An 18,134-nucleotide genomic window follows, 5' to 3' on the forward strand; every position below is an offset into this window, starting at 1 on the left:
AAAAAACTCATTTCGTAAACGGCAGTAATTTTGAATGAATGTAATTCATTTAAAATTGCTGTCTGCTGAAAGCAGATTAAACTGCAGTTTCCTTGACTGCAGTTTAACCCCTTATTAAGGGAATAAAAATAAATTAAAAACATTATTGGGAGGATTACGATGAAGAAAAAAATCGTAGCATTAGTGCTTGCATGCACTATGGGCCTTGGAATGGTTGGCTGTGGCGGCTCAAGCAGCAGCTCAAGCGCCAGCGCTTCAACAACAGATTCAAGTGCCAGCAGTGAAGAGGCAGGCTCATCAGAGCTTGTAGACGGAAAATTCGCAGAGACAAGACACATAACAGTTGAGGTCTATGACCGTGGAAACGATGGTGGTACAGACCCAACAAACAACATGTACACAGAGTACATCAAGAAGGGAATGCTTGAGGATCACAACGTAGAGGTTGAGTTCGTTTCAGTTCCACGTTGGACAGAGACAGAAGAAATCAACAACCTTCTTGCTTCAGGCGGAGCTCCAGATATCTGCCTTACATATTCTTATCCAACAATTCAGACATACGCTAACATGGGCGGTGTTACAGATTTAAAGCCACTTATGGATCAGTATGGCAGCGAGCTTACAAACCTTCAGAATTGGCTTGGCGACACAAACATCTACTGGGATTTAGATGATGAGAAGGGTACACTTTGGGCAATCGAAGGAAAGCGTGCTAACAACAGACGTATCAACACATTCATTAGAAAAGACTGGCTTGATAAGCTTGGACTTGAAGAGCCAACAACAAAAGAAGAATTTTACAATGTAATTTGTGCATTCCGCGACAACGCTAAGGAGCTTCTTGGCAAGGATGCAGACAAGATGGTTCCATTCTCAGTTTCATTCGATGTAGGCTGGAGAGCAGCACTTCTTATCGAGTCAGAGATGGATCCAAAGATTACAGATAAGGAATTCTACATCAATGGATTTGATGACAGAAAGCTTACACAGAACGGCACAAAGGCTGCTATGAAGACACTTAACAAGTGGTACAACGAAGGTCTTCTTTGGAACGACTTCGCACTTTACACAGCTGGTGATTCTACAGAGGATGACATGATGAAGGCTGGCTATGTTGGAGCATTCCAGCACAACTGGGATTATCCTTTCCGTGGTGGAGATGATTCAATCCAGGCTAACCTTCAGAGAATCATTGGCGATGATGCTAAGTATGTAGCAGTTGATTGCTTCGAGAACTCAGAGGGCAAGCACCTTAAGTATGTTGACTCAACAGCTGGTGATAGAAAGATCTTCTTCCCAACTACAAACACAGAGCCACTTGCATCACTTCTTTACCTTGACTGGATTTCTGCTCCAGAGCACATCCAGTACTTACAGATTGGTGATGAGGGGGTTACACACAACGTTCTTGAGGATGGCGCTATCGAGTTGATCCCAGCAACAGGCGACCCAATCATGAACTCAGGTAACAACATTGACTACACAATTACTTGTAATGGTCTTCACCTTGCAGATGACAAGCTTACACTTCTTTCAATGGCACACAGCTACCCAGCATGTGATCCAGAGGATGTTCAGAAGGCACTTGACATTGCTGCTACAGATAACAAGATCGCTAAGAACGTAAAGGTTCCAGAAATCGTTGCAGAAAACGGTATGGGCGAGGCTCTTGGTTCAAAGAGAGATGTTGTTTATGATACAGCTCTTGCAGCTAAGGAAGCTGATTTCGATAAGGTTTGGGATTCAGCTATCGAGGATTACCTTGCATCTGGCGGACAGGCTATCATGGATGAGAGAACAGAGAAGTTCGAGGCTAAGTACGGTTCTTCTACATCAGTAGAATAGGAATAACTTAAATATAACCGTAGCGAACGGTCTTATATAGACTATATTTTATCCCACTAATATCTACAGTTTATCTGTGGATGCTAGTGGGATATTTTTTTAGAATAATTTCATAATAGGTTACAAGGAGAATTAGCTATGGAATTATTACGACCAGATAGCGAAGTTATGGAGTTCTTAAGTAAAGTCACAGATTATATCATTATCAATCTTTTGACACTGCTTCTTTCAATTCCAATTATCACAATAGGAGCAGCTCACACTGCAAAATTTTATACAGCAATGAAAATCGCAAGGGGCGAGGAGCCTAGTGCTGTGAAGAGTTATTTTAAATCCTTCAGGGAGAATTTCTCACAGGTGACAGGTGCCTGGATGATAATTCTTGCAGTTGGTCTGGTACTGGCATTTGACTGGTACAACGTGATTTACGGCAGAGGAATGAGCATGCCATTTATTGGCAAGGCTGCTCTTGGAGTCCTTACTTTTGTGGTTTGGTCGGTGGCATATTGCATGTTTCCATTTGAAGCCAGATACAAGGTAACTCTCAAGGAACTTTTTAAGGCTTCTATGGTTATGGCACTTTTAAACATCCCAAGAATGGTGCTTATATTCATCGTGACTTTCTTACCATATTTGATTTGTGCCTGGTATATTCAGTGGGGTCTTGCAATTTGGCTTCTTTGCACAACAGTTACACTTTACTACGTAAGTCGCGAGTTCAATAAACAGTTAGAAATGCTAAACAAGGAGGATAAGGTTAATAATGAATCAGGAGACGATGAAGCGTGCTAAGGAATTAGTATCGCAGATGACAATAGAGGAAAAATGCTCCCAGATGCTTCACCACGCAGCAGCAATCGACAGACTTGGAATACCAAAGTACTGCTGGTGGAATGAGGCACTTCACGGAGTGGCAAGAGCAGGAGTTGCTACAGTATTCCCACAGGCAATTGGCCTTGGAGCAACCTTCGACGAGAATTTAGTTCAGGGGATAGGTGATGTAACTTCAACAGAGGGCCGCGCCAAGTTCAACGAGTCAGTAAAGCATGGTGATAGAGATATCTATAAAGGACTTACATTCTGGGCACCAAATGTAAATATTTTCCGTGACCCAAGATGGGGTAGAGGTCATGAGACCTATGGCGAGGATCCATATCTTACAGGTCAGCTTGGAATGGCTTATGTACATGGTCTTCAGGGTGATGATTTGGACAACCCTAAGGCAGCAGCCTGCGCTAAGCATTTTGCAGTACATTCAGGACCTGAGGCAGACAGACATCACTTTGATGCAAGAGTAAACGATCAGGATTTATATGATACTTATCTTTATGCCTTCAAGCGACTTGTAAAGGATGCCAAGGTTGAATCAGTAATGGGCGCTTACAACCGCGTAAACGGTGAGCCAGCCTGCGGTAGCAAGCGACTTCTTAAGGATATTTTGAGAGACGATTGGGGATTTGAAGGCCATGTAGTATCTGACTGCTGGGCAATCAAGGATTTCCATGAAAATCACAAGGTTACAGGCTGCGAGGTTGAGTCAGCAGCACTTGCAGTAAACAATGGCTGCGATTTGAACTGCGGTTGCGTATTTGAAAAGCTTATATACGCTTACAAGGCAAACCTTGTTTCAGAGGAGACAATCACAGCAGCAGTAGAGAGATTAATCGAGCTTAGACTTCGACTTGGAACTCTTCCAGAGCGAGGCAGCAAATATGATGATATTCCATACGAGATGGTAGAGTGCAAGGAACATAAGGAGCTTTCTATCGAGGCTGCAAAGCGAAGCCTTGTTCTTCTTAAGAATGATGGACTTCTTCCACTTAAGGCTGATGAAATCAAGACAATCGGTGTAATCGGACCAAATGCAAATTCAAGAATTGCTCTCGTAGGAAATTACGAGGGAACTTCTTCAGAATACATCACTGTTTTGGAAGGAATTCAAAGACAGGTTGGCGAGGATGTAAGAGTTTTATATTCAGAAGGCTCACATCTTTGGAAGGACAGACTTCAGGGACTTTGCGAGGAGAAGGATTGCTTTGCAGAGGCACTTACAGTTGCGGAGCATTCAGATGTTGTAGTTCTTTGTATGGGACTTGATGCCACAATCGAAGGCGAGGAAGGTGATGCCGGAAACGAATTCGGAAGTGGTGATAAGAAGGGGCTTAAGCTTCCAGGAGTTCAGCAGGATTTAGTTGAGGCAGTTACAGCAACAGGAAAGCCAGTAATTCTCCTCATTCTTGCAGGCTCAGCAATGGATTTGAGCTATGCAGATGAAAACGTAAATGCGATAATGCAGTGCTGGTATCCAGGAGCTAGAGGTGGAAAGGCAATCGCTGAGGTTCTTTTTGGAGAGGATACTCCATCAGGAAAGCTTCCACTTACCTTCTACAAATCAGATGCTGATTTACCAGATTTCAGCGATTATTCAATGGAAGGTCGTACCTACAGATATTTCAAGGGTCAGCCACTTTACCCATTTGGCTATGGTCTTAGCTACACAAAGTTTGAATATAGCAATGCTTCTATCGATAAAACCGAAGGAGCAATTGGAGATAAATATACTGTAAAGGTTACCGTAAAGAATGCAGGAGAATTCTGCGGACACGAAGCAGTAGAGCTTTATGTGAAGGATGTTGAAGCGAGCACAAGAGTTGCAAACTTTAGCCTCCGCAGAATAGCAAATGTAGCACTCCTTCCAGGAGAGTCAAAGGAAGTTAGCTTTGAGCTCAATGCACGTGATTTTGCAATCATAGATGAAAAAGGAAAGTGCATTGTAGAACCAGGTGAGTTCAAGATTTTTGTAGGCGGCCAGCAGCCAGATGCAAGAAGTGAGGAGCTTACAGGAAGAAAATGTGATGAGTTTACAGTTAATTTAATGGGAAATGTTACAGAAGTAGAATATTAAATAGGCTTCCCCTTGAGGGAAGGTGACTGATGAGGTGTAAACAGGAGGAATAATGTAATGGAAATGCAAATCGCAAAGGCACCAACAGACCCAGAAAAGAATCGTCCTTATTTCTACATTATCAAAGACAAAGAGCTTTTCACTCAGTCTGATGAGGATGGAAAAGGAGTTTCTTTCCTTTATCAGAGCGATGGAAGATTAATCAGCTCTGCTACCTTTACCGGAAATGTTACAGATGAGACAGAGCTTAAGCTTATGGAGACAGTTGATGGCTTCAAAAAGCTGGTTCACTCTATTGGCGTTTCAGTGGAGATGGAGGATAAGGATAAGCAGGCAGAGTTTGTTTTCCAAATGTATGGAAAGAAGGATTTGTATGGCGGTGGAGCAAATCTCATTGCTAACGTAAATACGAATTCACAGGAAGAGCGTATCTATCTCGATGATATCGATTGGACAGATGACGATGATGTACCAGGACAGATTCGTGTACACACAGATGCTCCAGAGGAGAAGGCTTTCCTCTCAGTTCGCTTTTTCTTGAATGACGGGTATGATGCACCACCTCAGCTTGAAGAAAAGCCAGTTGACACAGCATCACCTGAGTACAAGGAAATGATTGACCGCTCCCTTGTAAATCTCGGTAATACAAAGAGACTTGTTGAAGTGGTTAATAAGGCAAAGGCAGGAGAGGATGTAAACATTTGCTACATTGGTGGTTCTATTACACAGGGCGCTGGTGCAACTCCAATCAACTCTGAGTGTTATGCTCGCAAGTCCTTCGAGGGCTTCAAAAAGCTTATGGGTGATGGCAATAACATCCATTATGTAAAGGCTGGTGTTGGCGGAACACCTTCAGAGCTTGGAATGATTCGCTTTGATAGAGATGTGCTTCGCGATGGCACAGTTGAGCCAGACATTGTGGTTATCGAATTCGCTGTAAATGATGAAGGCGATGAGACAAAGGGAAACTGCTATGAGAGCTTGGTGAGACGTGCACTTAAGCTGCCTAGTCAGCCGGCTGTAATGCTTATGTTTTCTGTATTTGCAGATGATTACAATCTTCAGGACAGACTCGCTCCTGTAGGCTTCAGATACGACCTTCCAATGGCAAGTGTGAAGGATGCCGTGACACCACAGTTCTATGACAGAGATAAGCGTATCCTTACAAAGCATCAGTATTTCTACGATATGTTCCATCCAACAAACCTTGGACATACAATTATGGCAGATTGCCTGATTAACATCATGAAGCTTGCTATCGAAAAGGGCGCAGATGAGTCTTACGATCCAAGATACGAGGAAGCTCCAGCTATTGGAAATACCTTTGACGATGTAATTCTTGTGGATAAGAAGGATAATGCAAATCTTGTCAGTGTAAATCCTGGCGGATTCGTATATACGGATGAAGTTCTCCAGTCAGTTGAGATGGATATGGATTTATCCCTCACAGGAGAGTTCCCATACAACTGGATGTATGATGGTAGCAAGGGCAGCACAGAACCTTTCGAAATGGACGTAGAGTGCAAAGCACTGGTAATTGTTATGAAGGATTCAGGAGAGGTTGATGCAGCCACAGCAAAGGTTTATGTTGATGATAAATTCGTACGCGACCTTGATCCATACGTAAACCGCTGGTGCCATTGCAACCCACTCATCGTAATCGATGAGGCTGTAAGCGCTCGTCATCACGTAAAAGTAGTGGTAGACAAGGACGACGTACGTAACAAGTTTACAATATTAGGATTTGGATTAGTAAAGTAAGTATAAATAGCCTGTAAGTATCAATCTCTTGGTGTTGCTCAAGGAGCCAATCTAGCGACAAATGATCCCAAAATGATGATTGCTTTAGCAATCAACTTTTGTGGTCTAGTAAGCGAAGCTTACATTAAAAGAGCAATACCAAGGATTGAGACTGTAACTAGCGAGAAAGGAATTTTAATCATGACAATTGCACATAACCCAATACTTAAGGGTTTTTACCCTGACCCTTCGGCTTGCCGAGTGGGCGACGACTACTATATTGTATGTTCAAGCTTCGTGTACGCCCCAGGCGTCCCAATTTTTCACAGCAAAGACCTGGCACACTGGGAGCAGATAGGACATGTACTTGACAGAGAAAGCCAGCTCCCTGTAAGTGGCGAAATTTCAAGAGGTATCTTTGCTCCTACAATCAGAGAGCACAAGGGAACATTCTATATGATTACTACAAATGTTAGCCATGGAGGCAACTTCGTAGTGACAGCGAAGGACCCAGCAGGTCCATGGTCAGAGCCATATTATCTGGGCGAGGCTGCACCGGGTATCGACCCATCACTTTTCTTTGATGATGACGACAAGTGCTATTATGTTGGCACTCGTCCAAATCCAGAGGGAGTTCGCTACAACGGTGACTGGGAGATTTGGGTACAGGAATTAGACCTTGAGACAATGCAGCTTGTTGGTGAGTCTATGGCAATCTGGAAGGGGGCTGTTAAGGATGTTATTTGGCCAGAAGGTCCACATCTCTATAAGAAGGATGGCTATTATTATCTCCTTCATGCAGAGGGCGGCACAGGCCCAGAGCATGCGATTTCAGTGGCTCGTTCAAAGGAATTGTTCAAGTGGTTTGAGGGCTGCCCAAGAAATCCTATTTTCTCACACAGAAATCTTGGTAAGGATTATCCAATTATCTATGCTGGACACGGTGATTTGATTGATGATAAGGATGGCAACTGGTATATTGTTATGCTTGCATCTCGTCCATGCGAAAAGCACTGCAGCATTGGTCGTGAGACATTCCTTGCAAAGGTTGTTTGGGAAGAGGGATGGCCTGTAATTAATCCAGGCATCGGCAAGCTTGAAGATGATGTGGAGCTTCCATTTGAGGAGAATCCATTTGCTACAGAAAATGAGTGGAGCGACCAGCTTCATTTCTACACAAATGAGCTAGACCAGCGCCTCGTTGGCATCGAAAAGAGAAACGAAGAAATCTATTCTCTTACAGACCGTCCAGGGTTCCTTAGACTTTTCACAAGACCTGAGCGCGCAGAAGAAACCTGCTATCCTTCATTTTTAGGATTGCGTCAGAAGGATTATTCCTTTAAAGTAAATGCAGGTGTTGATTTCACTCCTGCAAACGAAGATGAGTGCGGTGGAATCGTATTATTCCAGAATCATGCAAATCATCTTACTCTTGAAATTGTTAGCCGTGGCGGCAAGAAGCAGCTTCAGGTTAGAAAGACAATCAAGGGCGAAGAGCAGGTTAGTGCAAGCACAGCGGTGACAGGTCAGGTAGTTACATTAGAATTGAAGGTTAAGAATCAGAAGGCTGAGGCTTACCTTGTTGAGAACAATAAGCACACACTTTTGGAGGCAGATATTGATTTGTTGCCATACACAACAGAAGAGGCAGGCGGCTTCGTGGGCTGCACAGTAGGAATGTACACCTCTTCAAATGGCAAGCCAAGCGACAACCATTGTGATTTTGCATGGCTTACAATGGAAAAAATGTAATATATTAAGGTGGAATTGATGGTGAAGCATTCATTTAATTTTGGCAGAATTATCGAAAAGGCAAATACTAAGCGAAAGATGATTTTATTCTATATTGCCTTTGTTATCATTCCGATTCTTGTGATAGATACTCTTGTAATCTCGGGTGTTTATCGTGCTGAGAGAGCATCTCAGGAGCATATGATGGAGAATGAGGCCAACGCCATCAATTACACCTTTTTTAATCAGGTTGATCAGGCTGCTAAATTGGGAAATGCCCTATATAGCAGCCTTTATGTAGATAATTTCTTAAATCGTAAATACGATTCAAATCTTGAGTATTATAATGCATATCAGAAATTCTTTGATGATACCCTTTTGAAACTGGTAGAGGGTCAGTCAGGTCTGAAATTTTCGATTTATTTAGATAACGATACAATTACAAACGGTGGAGAATTTCATAAAATCTCTCAGGCGTATGGCACAGACTGGTTCAAATACATGAGAGCGTCTGATAGAAATAAGGGGTTGTTTTTTGGTCGCAGAAAGGCTGCTGATGGAAAGACTCAGAGAACAATTTATTATTTCCAAAAATTGAATTATTACAATAACGCTTCTAACAATCTTGTGCTTGTAATTATTGATTATGCCAAGTGTGCAGACAGTCTTGCAAACCTCAATTACGAGAATCGCGCTTATATATGCGATGGAGAGAAAATTCTTTTAAGCAATACAAAATACAGTAATGTTAATAAGAATTTCGATGAGAAGACAGATACATTGGAGATAGCCTACACTCAGAATTTTGAGGTGTACGGACAGGAGCTTACAATTGATATTATCAACAAAAATAATCCAATGATAAATGTGATGAAGGGAAGATGGTATCAGTTTTTATTGTTGATTCTTGTAAACTTAAGCCTGCCACTTTTTGTAAGTAGTCTGATGAGCACAGCTTACAAGAACAAGCTTAAGGAGCAGGAGACTGTTGTTGCAAGAAAGAATGCTGAGCTCCTTGCTCTTCACAGCCAGATTAATCCACATTTTCTTTTCAATGCGCTTGAGAGCATTCGTATGCATTCTCTTTTGAAGCAGGAAACTGAGACCTCAGAAATGGTGGAAAGACTTGCCAAACTTCAGCGCCAGTACACCGAATGGAATGAGGATGAGGTTTCCATTGAGAAGGAAATTGAGTTCGTAAAAGCGTATCTGGAATTGCAGAAATATCGCTTCGGTGATAGACTGTCATTTGAGATTGATGTCGATGATGAATGCTTGAATTTGTTGATACCAAAGCTTACTATAGTAACGTTCGTGGAAAACGCATGCGTTCACGGCATCGAAAGTAAAATTACACCTGGCTGGATTTTCGTAAGGATTTCTTCAGATGGCGAGTTTCTTACTCTCGAGATTGAGGATACTGGAAACGGAATGGAAGATGAGGAAAGCAAAACGCTTCTTCGCAAGATGAGATTTGCAAATATCGAGATGTTAAAAGAAAAGGGCAGAGTTGGTATTGTTAATGCATGTCTCAGACTGAAGATGATTTCAGAGGAGGAAACTACCTTTGATTTGGATTCTGAGCCAGGAACTGGAACATTGGTACAGATAAAGGTTCCGGTGAAATATTTAAAGGGGTTATATTAATGTTAGAAGTTTTGTTAGTTGATGATGAGCCATTCATTCTCCAAGGCTTGCAGCTTCTTATTGATTGGGAGAAGGAAGGCTATCACATTACCACTGCCAGCAATGGCGGCGAGGCGCTTGAGATAATTAAGGAGCGTCCAGTTGATTTAATCATTGCAGACATCAAGATGCCTGTTATGACAGGCCTTGAGCTTTTGAAGGCACTCAGGTCTGATTTAAAGAGTGACACTTATTTTGTCATTCTAAGCGGTTTTGCTGAGTTCAGTTATGCACAGGAGGCTTTGAGGTACGATTGTACGGATTATATTTTAAAGCCTGTTGAAAAGGATCAGCTTATGGAGATTCTTAGCAAGGTTTCAGCTTTGAATTCTGAGAAGACTCACCACAGGCAGGATGTCCTGAAAAAGGAAAAAGCATACATGGAACGTGTGCTTATGCGCCTTTTGAGCGGCAAATACGATGTGAATGACATTGAATATATATCTGATAAAACTAGCATGGATGATGAGAAATGCTATGTTGAAATTCAGTTGGATGATTTGATGGTTACTGACGAAACCCTTGACGAGGACAAGAAGGCACAGCTTGCCAAGGTTTACTCAGCAGCTCTTGATTATCTGAAGGACGATGCAATCTTTTGCATCAGAGATATTTCTGACAGCGAGCAGGTATTTGATATTGGCTTTATATACAGCGAGAGCATGGGCAAACGCCTACAGATGACTTCAAAGGAATATCTCAACGATTTCCTTGATTATCTGATTGCAAATACAAATCTTCCATTGACTATGCTCATTGGAAAGAATGTTAGTGGAATTCGAAATATTTCTAAGTCCTATGGTACGGCGAACATGCTTCATTCTCTTCAGGGCTTCCGCGAGAAGAAGAATATTTATTTCTATGAAGAGGAGTACAAGGTTGGCGAGACCGGTCTTATTATTTGTAAGAAGGAGCTTGATGCTCTTATTGCAGCAATTGAGCGAGGGGAGCATGTAGAAATTCGTAAATGCGTAGATGACTTCTATGAGGAAATGCAAAAGACCGGTGTTACAGGCTCAACAATGAACCTTAATATTAATTATCTTTTGTTCCAGCTGATTCATCTTGCCAGCGAGCTTGACAGCGAGGTTAACCAGGAGGAAATCCTTCGTATAATTTCTGAGAGTACTTCTGAAGAGGGCATCAGCCGAGGAGGCAAAACTCACCTTTGTCGTATGGCTTACGCATACGGAGAATACATTTCTCAGCTTCGTAAAAACGTATCACGAGGCGTGCTTGGTGATGTGGAAGAGGAAATCAAAAAGAATTATGCTTCAAATCTTACCCTGAAGGATCTCAGTGAAAAGTACTTCGTAAATTCGGCATACTTAGGACAGCTTTTCCGGAAAAAGTATGGATGCTCCTTCAAGGATTACCTGAACAAGAAACGTATCGAAGAGGCAGCACGCCTGCTTCGTAAAACCGATATGAAAATCTATGAGGTGGCTGAAGCCGTGGGCTACAAGGACTCTGATTACTTTGTAAACAAGTTCATCGAGGCCATGGGCTGCACACCTACAAAATATAAGAAGAACATCTAGATTAAGCCTTCCCCTTGAGGGAAAGGTGGCCTGAAAGGCCGGATGAGGTGTTAAATTATAGGGGGGAGAAACTATTAAAATTTCTCCCCCCTTTTTCTATACTTTATCCGATGTTTTAATCACAGAAAAGACATAATATATTAACATAGCAAAGGGACTTAAAGGAGTCCAAAAATATTAGGAGGGTTTTATTATGAAAAAGAAAGTTGTAAGCGCTGTTCTTTGCGCTGCAATGCTCTCTTCAATGTTTGCAGGCTGTGGAAAGCAGGCAGCAAGCGGTGGAGCAGTTAACGAGGATGGAATCAAGGAATTCACAGCATTCTTCGCTGTACCTGGTTCTGAAATCAACGATGACAATGAGGTTCAGCAGCTCATCGCTGAGAAGACTGGTTGCAAGGTTAAGGAGACATGGCTTACAGGTCAGTCAGCTGAGGAAGCAATCGGTACACTTATCGCTGGTGGCGAGTATCCAGACTTTATCGAAGCTGGTAATGGTTCAGTTCAGATGTATGAAGCAGGCGCTCTTGTAGCACTTGATGATTATATTGACAAGTATCCAAACATCAAAGAGTTCTTCACAGAGCAGGAATGGGATAGCCTTCGTCAGAGCGACGGACACATCTATTGGATTCCACAGTTCTCTAACATCTATGGTGAGGAAAGAACATGTACACACAACGATGAGGCATTCTGGATTCAGACACGTGTTCTTAAGTGGGCTAACTATCCAAAGATCGAGACAATGGATGAGTACTTCGACTTAATCGAAGCTTACAACGAGGCTAATCCTACAATGGAGGATGGCACAGAGAACATCCCTTACACAATCCTTTGCGAGGATTGGAGATACTTCTGTCTTGAGAACGCAGGTGAGTTCCTTGATGGATATCCAAACGATGGATCAGTTATCGTTGACCCAGACAAGAAGCAAATCATCGATTACAACACAACACCTACTACAAAGAAGTACTTCCAGAAGTTAAACGAAGAGTACAAGAAGGGTATTGTTGATCCAGAGTCATTCACACAGACATATGATGAGTACATTGCAAAGCTTTCTTCAGGACGTGTACTTGGTATGGTTGATCAGTGGTGGGATTTCGCATACACAGCTGAGGATGCTATCAAGACAGCAGGACTTGAGGATCAGGGCTGCAAGTATGTTCCACTTCCAATTACAATTGAGAAGGGCATGAAGAATCAGTGGCACAACTCAGGCGGAGTTGTAAACGTTTCATCTGGTCTTGCTATCACAACATCATGTAAGGATGTTGAGGGTGCACTTCAGTTTGTAAACGATCTTCTTGATCAGGACATCCACAACCTCAGAATGTGGGGTGTTGAAGGTGTTGATTACCTTGTAGATGATGACGGAATGTTCTACAGAACACCAGAGCAGAGAGCTCAGTCAGCTGATACAGCTTACAAGGCATCACACGCATGTGGTTACTCATACTTCCCACAGTGGGATGGAACAAGCCGCGATGGCAAGAACGCTATGAAGCCAGCTGGACAGGAAGCAGAGTTCTACGATGGACTTGCTGATACAGTTAAGGAGTGCTTCGATGCTTATGGAGCTAAGACATACGTTGAAATGCTTGGTACTTCACCAGCTCCAGGTCCTTGGTATCCAATGTACACATACTCAAGCACAATGACAACATCTACACCAGGTGGTACAGCTTGGACAAAGATGACAGAAATCAAGCACCAGTACCTTCCAAAGGTAGTTATGGCTGATGATTTCGAAAAGGGCTGGGATGAGTACATGAAGGTTTATGAAGAGTGTAAGCCAGAAGATTTCGTAGCTGAGATGCAGACAGAGCTTGAGAGAAGAATCTCTGAGGCAGCTAAGTACGATAACGGCTCAGTAGCTAAGAACTAATCAAAGTTAATTATTGAAATACCCTTATAGCAGGGCATTCTTGAGGTGCCCTGCTATAATTTTACCTAAAATCAGGCATTTTTAGCCACAAAATGCCACAATTGGGAGGAAATCATGAATAAAAAAGCAATCACCTGGGTTGAAGTTAAGCGCCAAAGAGTTCTTTTAATTTGGGCAGCAATCATCACAGTATACGGTATTATCTTTCATTATTTACCACTTTGCGGTTGGCTTATGGCTTTCCAGAACTACAAGCCAGTCACAGGTCTTTTACATTCACAGTTTATCGGATTTGATAAATTCAGAGGATTATTCTCAGATGCATCATTCATTCGAGTTATCCGAAACACATTAGCAATGGGTGTTATCAACCTTGCAGTTACTTTCATTATGGCTATCGTATTTGCGATACTCTTAAATGAAATGGCTTCAAAGGGCGGCAAGAAAGTAGTTCAGACTATTTCTTACTTACCTCACTTCCTTTCATGGATCATCGTTACAGGTATTCTTCACGATGCTCTTTCAGGAACAGGTATCATTAACACACTTTTAGTAAACTTCGGTTGCATTGATCAACCAATCAACTTCTTTGCACATGAAAAATATTTCTGGCCAATCGTTGCCTTCGCAAACGTTTGGAAGGAGACAGGCTGGAATGCAATTATATATTTAGCAGCAATTACATCTATTGACCCATCACTTTACGAGGCAGCAGCTATCGATGGTGCAGGCAGATGGGCAAAGATTAAGCACGTAACACTTCCTGGCATTAAGCCAACTATCATGATTCTTCTTCTTATGAACGTTGGTAACGTACTTAATGCAGGTTTCGAAATTCAGTACTTACTCGGTAACGGACTTGTTCAGAACGTATCTCAGACAATTGATATCTACGTTTTGAAATGGGGTATCAGCCAGGGTGACTACTCACTTGGTACAGCAGCTGGTATCTTCAAGAGTGTTGTTTCTATCGTTCTTATTGTTATCTGTAACCAGATGGCAAAGAGACACGGTGAAGAGAGATTATTCTAAGGAGGCGCGAAAATGGATCAGACTAGTAATATTTTAGAAAACGTTGCCTTTTCTGCAAAGAAAACCAGGGAGGTTGCCACAGTGGAAAAAGCAAGAAAGAGAAAGAGAATTTCGGGCGCTGATTTAGCATTTAGAATTTGTAACGGACTTTTCATGATTATCTTCGTAGTCGTTACACTTTATCCTGTACTTAATACACTTGCTGTATCATTAAACGATGGTACAGATGCTCTTAGAGGTGGTATTTACCTTGTTCCTAGAGTATTCACAATGAAGAACTATGTAACAGTTCTTCAGAAGGATAACCTGATTACAGGTGCCTTCGTAACAGTTGCAAGAACGCTCATTGGTACACTTCTTGCACTTGTATCAAATGCGATACTTGCCTTCATCGTAAGCCGAAAGAACTTTATGTTCGCAAAGCAGGTATCACTTTTCTGGGTAGTAACAATGTATGTTAACGGCGGATTGATTCCAACATTCCTCCTTTTTAAATCCCTTGGACTTACAAACAGTTTCGCAGTATATGTAATACCAGGAATGCTATCTGCCTTTAACATGCTTGTCATCAGAACATACATGAGAGGTATTCCAGACAGCTTAGAGGAATCTGCACAGCTGGATGGTGCTGGCTATACAACTATTTTCCTAAAGATTATTTCTCCATTATGCAAGCCAGTATACGCAACAGTTGCTCTTTTCGTAGCTGTTGGTCAGTGGAACTCATGGTTCGATGCAATGCTTTATAACAGAATGAGCAGCGACTTAACTACATTGCAGTATGAGCTTATGAAACTCCTTTCCTCAGTAACAAACCAGAGCTCATCTGCTGAGTCAATGAAAAACTCTAACGGAACTGTAACCCCTACATCCGTTAGAGCAGCTGCAACAATCATTACAATGCTTCCAATTATTTGTATCTATCCATTCTTACAGAAGTACTTCGTAACTGGATTAACACTTGGTGGCGTAAAGGAATAACGTATATACGGTATTAGACTCACTGTAAATTACTAGATTTAAAGGCTTTAAGTGAAGCTTGTAACTAACAAGCTGGAGTTTATTGATGAAAAGTTATAGAAATATTTTTTTAGAAATTGGTAAGTCTCAGGAAGAAATTGAGACTAGACTTAACGAGACATTTGATGAGATTTTTTATGGAGTCAACAAGTTTTATGAAACAACTGAGGATGGCTCCATGGGATATCTTGTAGATACTGGAAATATTGATACTCGTACAGAGGGTATTTCCTATGGCATGATGATGGCTGTTCAAATGAATAAGAAAAAGGAATTTGATCAGCTGTGGAATTGGGCCATGACAAATATGTACCTTGAGGATGGCGATAACAAAGGCTATTTTGCTTGGTCAGTAGCCACTGATGGTACAAAGAATGCATACGGACCAGCTCCAGATGGCGAGGAATTCTTTGCAATGGCACTTATCTTTGCAAGTCACCGTTGGGGAGATGGCGAGGGCATCTACAACTATAGTCAAAAAGCTAAAGAGCTTTTGAAAGTGTGCCTCCATCATGAAGAAATGTATGGTGGCCACAATATGTGGAATGAGGACGGACTGATTAAGTTTGTTCCAGGACTTGAATTTACGGACCCATCATATCACCTTCCACATTTCTACGACTTGTTTGCTGAGAATTGTGACCCAGAAGACGAGACAGCTTGGAAAAAATGTGCAGCTGCAAGTCGTGAATATTTGAAAAAAGCTTGTCATCCAAAGACTGGACTTTCCCCAGAGTACAGCTACTATGATGGCAGACCTTATCCAGACCACGAGCATTTTGGTGGTCGTCACGATTGGTTCTACAGCGATGCTTACAGAACCATCGCAAACATCGGCCTATGCTATGAATGGGCCGACAAGGATACTGAGTTCGGCACTTGGTGCCGTGCCACAGCAAACAATTTGCAGGAGTTCTTCGCAAACCTCCCAAGTGAAGACAAGCGAGGCATCTACGAAATCGACGGAACAGTTCTTGAAGGCAAGGCACTTCATCCGGTAGGCTTGACTGCAACAATCGCTCAGGCGTCACTTGCAGCGGATGGAGCACATGCCCTCACTGCAGTAGAGGAGTTCTGGAATACTCCTCTTAGAACTGGAGAGAGAAGATACTTCGACAACTGCCTGTATTTGTTCGCAATGCTGGCATTAAGTGGAAATTATCGAATTTGGTAGGATTGAATAATACTTTTTTTTCATTACTTCTTCTTTTAATTTAAATAGGTTGTGATAATAGGTTGGGCTGGTTACGTAAGTAACCAGCCCTCTTTTATTTCTCTTTAAATCTTGGTTTGGCCTATATGAGTATAGTTGTTGACAAATAGTTATTTGAAAGTTATATTATTAATCATCTTCTACTATTTATTCGTTAAATATAACTTTTTCGCAAAGCAAACTTAAATCATTTTTTCATTCCCTTATTTATAGCTCATTTTAAAAATATTTATCGTGTTTTACAGGGGTATTATGTGTTGGATTACGTGATAATTTGTGAAACTTACTATTTGTCACGTAAAGATTTTTTCGAGTTTTTTATGACTACGTGCCAATTATGGAAAATAAAAGAATAGCACGTAGTGGAGAAGTTATTTGTATGCATTAAAGAATGGATTATACGTGGTAAAAAGAAAAAAATGGTATTTGGAATGGATGCTTTATTAGATTTGACATAAATATATTCATATGACTACGTGACTTTTGTGTGTTTATAAAAAAAGGAATGGGTGGTTCAGAATTACAATTTTCTTGATACGTTCCATATGAGAATAATCAACAAATGTCACGTAGTCATAACAGGATAATTAATGGGAGGATTAGTAATTGATAAATTACAAAAGTTTATTGGAGCAACAATTGTTAGAACTGGAGAAGTTATTGGTGCAGTCAAACAAAAACCTGGCTAAGCTAAATAATTTACCTAACTATAGAATCAAAGTATCCAAGAGTAATGGATGCAACCAAATGTACCTTGTAGATAGAGAATCAGGAACACTTAAATATGCTAATAAGAAAAGTCAAAAACTAGTTAAGAAATTGGTTCAAAGGGATTATGAAACTGCAGTGAATAAAAAGATAGTTTCATTAAAGAATGTATTAGAGAAATTCTTATCAAAGTATGATGTTGATGAGATTACTGAAGTATATGAGAAATTGTCCCCTGCTAGAAAGGAACTCTTACTTCCAATCATAGAATCCAGTGAAGCCTATATTCAACGTTGGATTGAAGAGAACCCAGAACATCAGAATGAATATTATGGTGAAGGAAATATAGCTACTGCTGATGGAGGCTATGTAAGATCTAAGTCGGAAAGAATTATAGCTGATTTATTAGATAAGTATCATGTGCCATACAGATATGAACCTAGACTTGAACTAAGGGGAAGGCATATAGTGTATCCTGACTTTATGATTCTAAATGTAAGAAAGAGAAAAACTTTATATTGGGAACATTTAGGTCTATTAAGTGAATACGACTATGCCAAAAAGAATTTTAATAAGATTAATGATTATGAAGAAGGAGGTTTGTTCTTAGGACGGGATTTGATTATTACTATGGAAACAGAAAATGTGCCAATTAACACACTGTTAGTGGAGGAAAAGATAAAACTGTATTGTTTATAGCGAATAATTAGTAATGCTATTTTAAATATTTTTACTAAAAAGTACTTAAACTATTGCCTTTAAATTCTAATTTTGCCATAGTATTCTTAGTGATTCTTGTATAAATAAAGAATTAAAACAATTATCAAC

General features: G+C 41.1%; 12 protein-coding genes. All 12 read left to right on the top strand.

Annotation, left to right across the window (positions count from 1 at the left end; genetic code table 11):
- Positions 1-159 precede the first annotated feature (159 nt).
- The 12 genes from FXF36_RS09895 (at position 160) to FXF36_RS09950 (ending at position 18,005) form a co-directional block, all read left to right on the top strand.
- A complete protein-coding gene (locus FXF36_RS09895) occupies positions 160-1,845 on the top strand; it encodes a type 2 periplasmic-binding domain-containing protein (RefSeq protein ID WP_151623666.1) in 1,686 nt (561 codons plus the stop codon).
- A gap of 138 nt (positions 1,846-1,983) precedes the next feature.
- Positions 1,984-2,637: a DUF624 domain-containing protein gene (locus tag FXF36_RS09900; RefSeq protein WP_151623669.1), complete on the top strand. Its 654-nt coding sequence runs from the start codon at positions 1,984-1,986 to the stop codon at positions 2,635-2,637.
- Positions 2,609-4,750, top strand: a complete 2,142-nt coding sequence (locus tag FXF36_RS09905) for a glycoside hydrolase family 3 C-terminal domain-containing protein (RefSeq protein ID WP_151623671.1) — start codon at positions 2,609-2,611, stop codon at positions 4,748-4,750. Before FXF36_RS09900 ends, FXF36_RS09905 begins: the two co-directional genes overlap by 29 nt.
- Before the next feature lie 57 nt (positions 4,751-4,807).
- A complete protein-coding gene (locus FXF36_RS09910) occupies positions 4,808-6,511 on the top strand; it encodes an SGNH/GDSL hydrolase family protein (protein ID WP_243143492.1) in 1,704 nt (567 codons plus the stop codon).
- 180 nt (positions 6,512-6,691) lie between these two features.
- The gene (locus tag FXF36_RS09915; RefSeq protein ID WP_151625749.1) at positions 6,692-8,242 is read left to right on the top strand and encodes a glycoside hydrolase family 43 protein; all 1,551 of its coding nucleotides are present in this window, start codon (positions 6,692-6,694) and stop codon (positions 8,240-8,242) included.
- An 18-nt stretch (positions 8,243-8,260) separates the two neighbouring features.
- The gene (locus FXF36_RS09920) at positions 8,261-9,868 is read left to right on the top strand and encodes a sensor histidine kinase (RefSeq protein ID WP_151623673.1); all 1,608 of its coding nucleotides are present in this window, start codon (positions 8,261-8,263) and stop codon (positions 9,866-9,868) included.
- Positions 9,868-11,448, top strand: coding sequence for a response regulator transcription factor (locus FXF36_RS09925; RefSeq protein ID WP_151623675.1), 1,581 nt, complete (start codon positions 9,868-9,870; stop codon positions 11,446-11,448). The genes FXF36_RS09920 and FXF36_RS09925 overlap by 1 nt, the downstream gene beginning before the upstream one ends.
- Before the next feature lie 193 nt (positions 11,449-11,641).
- The gene (locus tag FXF36_RS09930) at positions 11,642-13,333 is read left to right on the top strand and encodes an extracellular solute-binding protein (protein ID WP_330583178.1); all 1,692 of its coding nucleotides are present in this window, start codon (positions 11,642-11,644) and stop codon (positions 13,331-13,333) included.
- 114 nt (positions 13,334-13,447) lie between these two features.
- Positions 13,448-14,365, top strand: coding sequence for an ABC transporter permease (locus tag FXF36_RS09935; protein ID WP_151623679.1), 918 nt, complete (start codon positions 13,448-13,450; stop codon positions 14,363-14,365).
- A gap of 12 nt (positions 14,366-14,377) precedes the next feature.
- Positions 14,378-15,346, top strand: coding sequence for a carbohydrate ABC transporter permease (locus tag FXF36_RS09940; RefSeq protein WP_151623681.1), 969 nt, complete (start codon positions 14,378-14,380; stop codon positions 15,344-15,346).
- Positions 15,347-15,431: 85 nt separating this feature from the next.
- Positions 15,432-16,559 (top strand): family 8 glycosyl hydrolase, encoded by a 1,128-nt coding sequence (locus FXF36_RS09945; protein ID WP_151623683.1) that lies wholly within the window; start codon positions 15,432-15,434, stop codon positions 16,557-16,559.
- 645 nt (positions 16,560-17,204) lie between these two features.
- Positions 17,205-18,005, top strand: a complete 801-nt coding sequence (locus FXF36_RS09950; protein WP_151623685.1) for a hypothetical protein — start codon at positions 17,205-17,207, stop codon at positions 18,003-18,005.
- The last annotated feature ends 129 nt before the right edge of the window (positions 18,006-18,134 follow it).

Source organism: Pseudobutyrivibrio xylanivorans, assembly GCF_008935055.1.
In the GTDB taxonomy this organism is placed as follows: Bacteria; Bacillota; Clostridia; order Lachnospirales; family Lachnospiraceae; genus Pseudobutyrivibrio; species Pseudobutyrivibrio xylanivorans_A.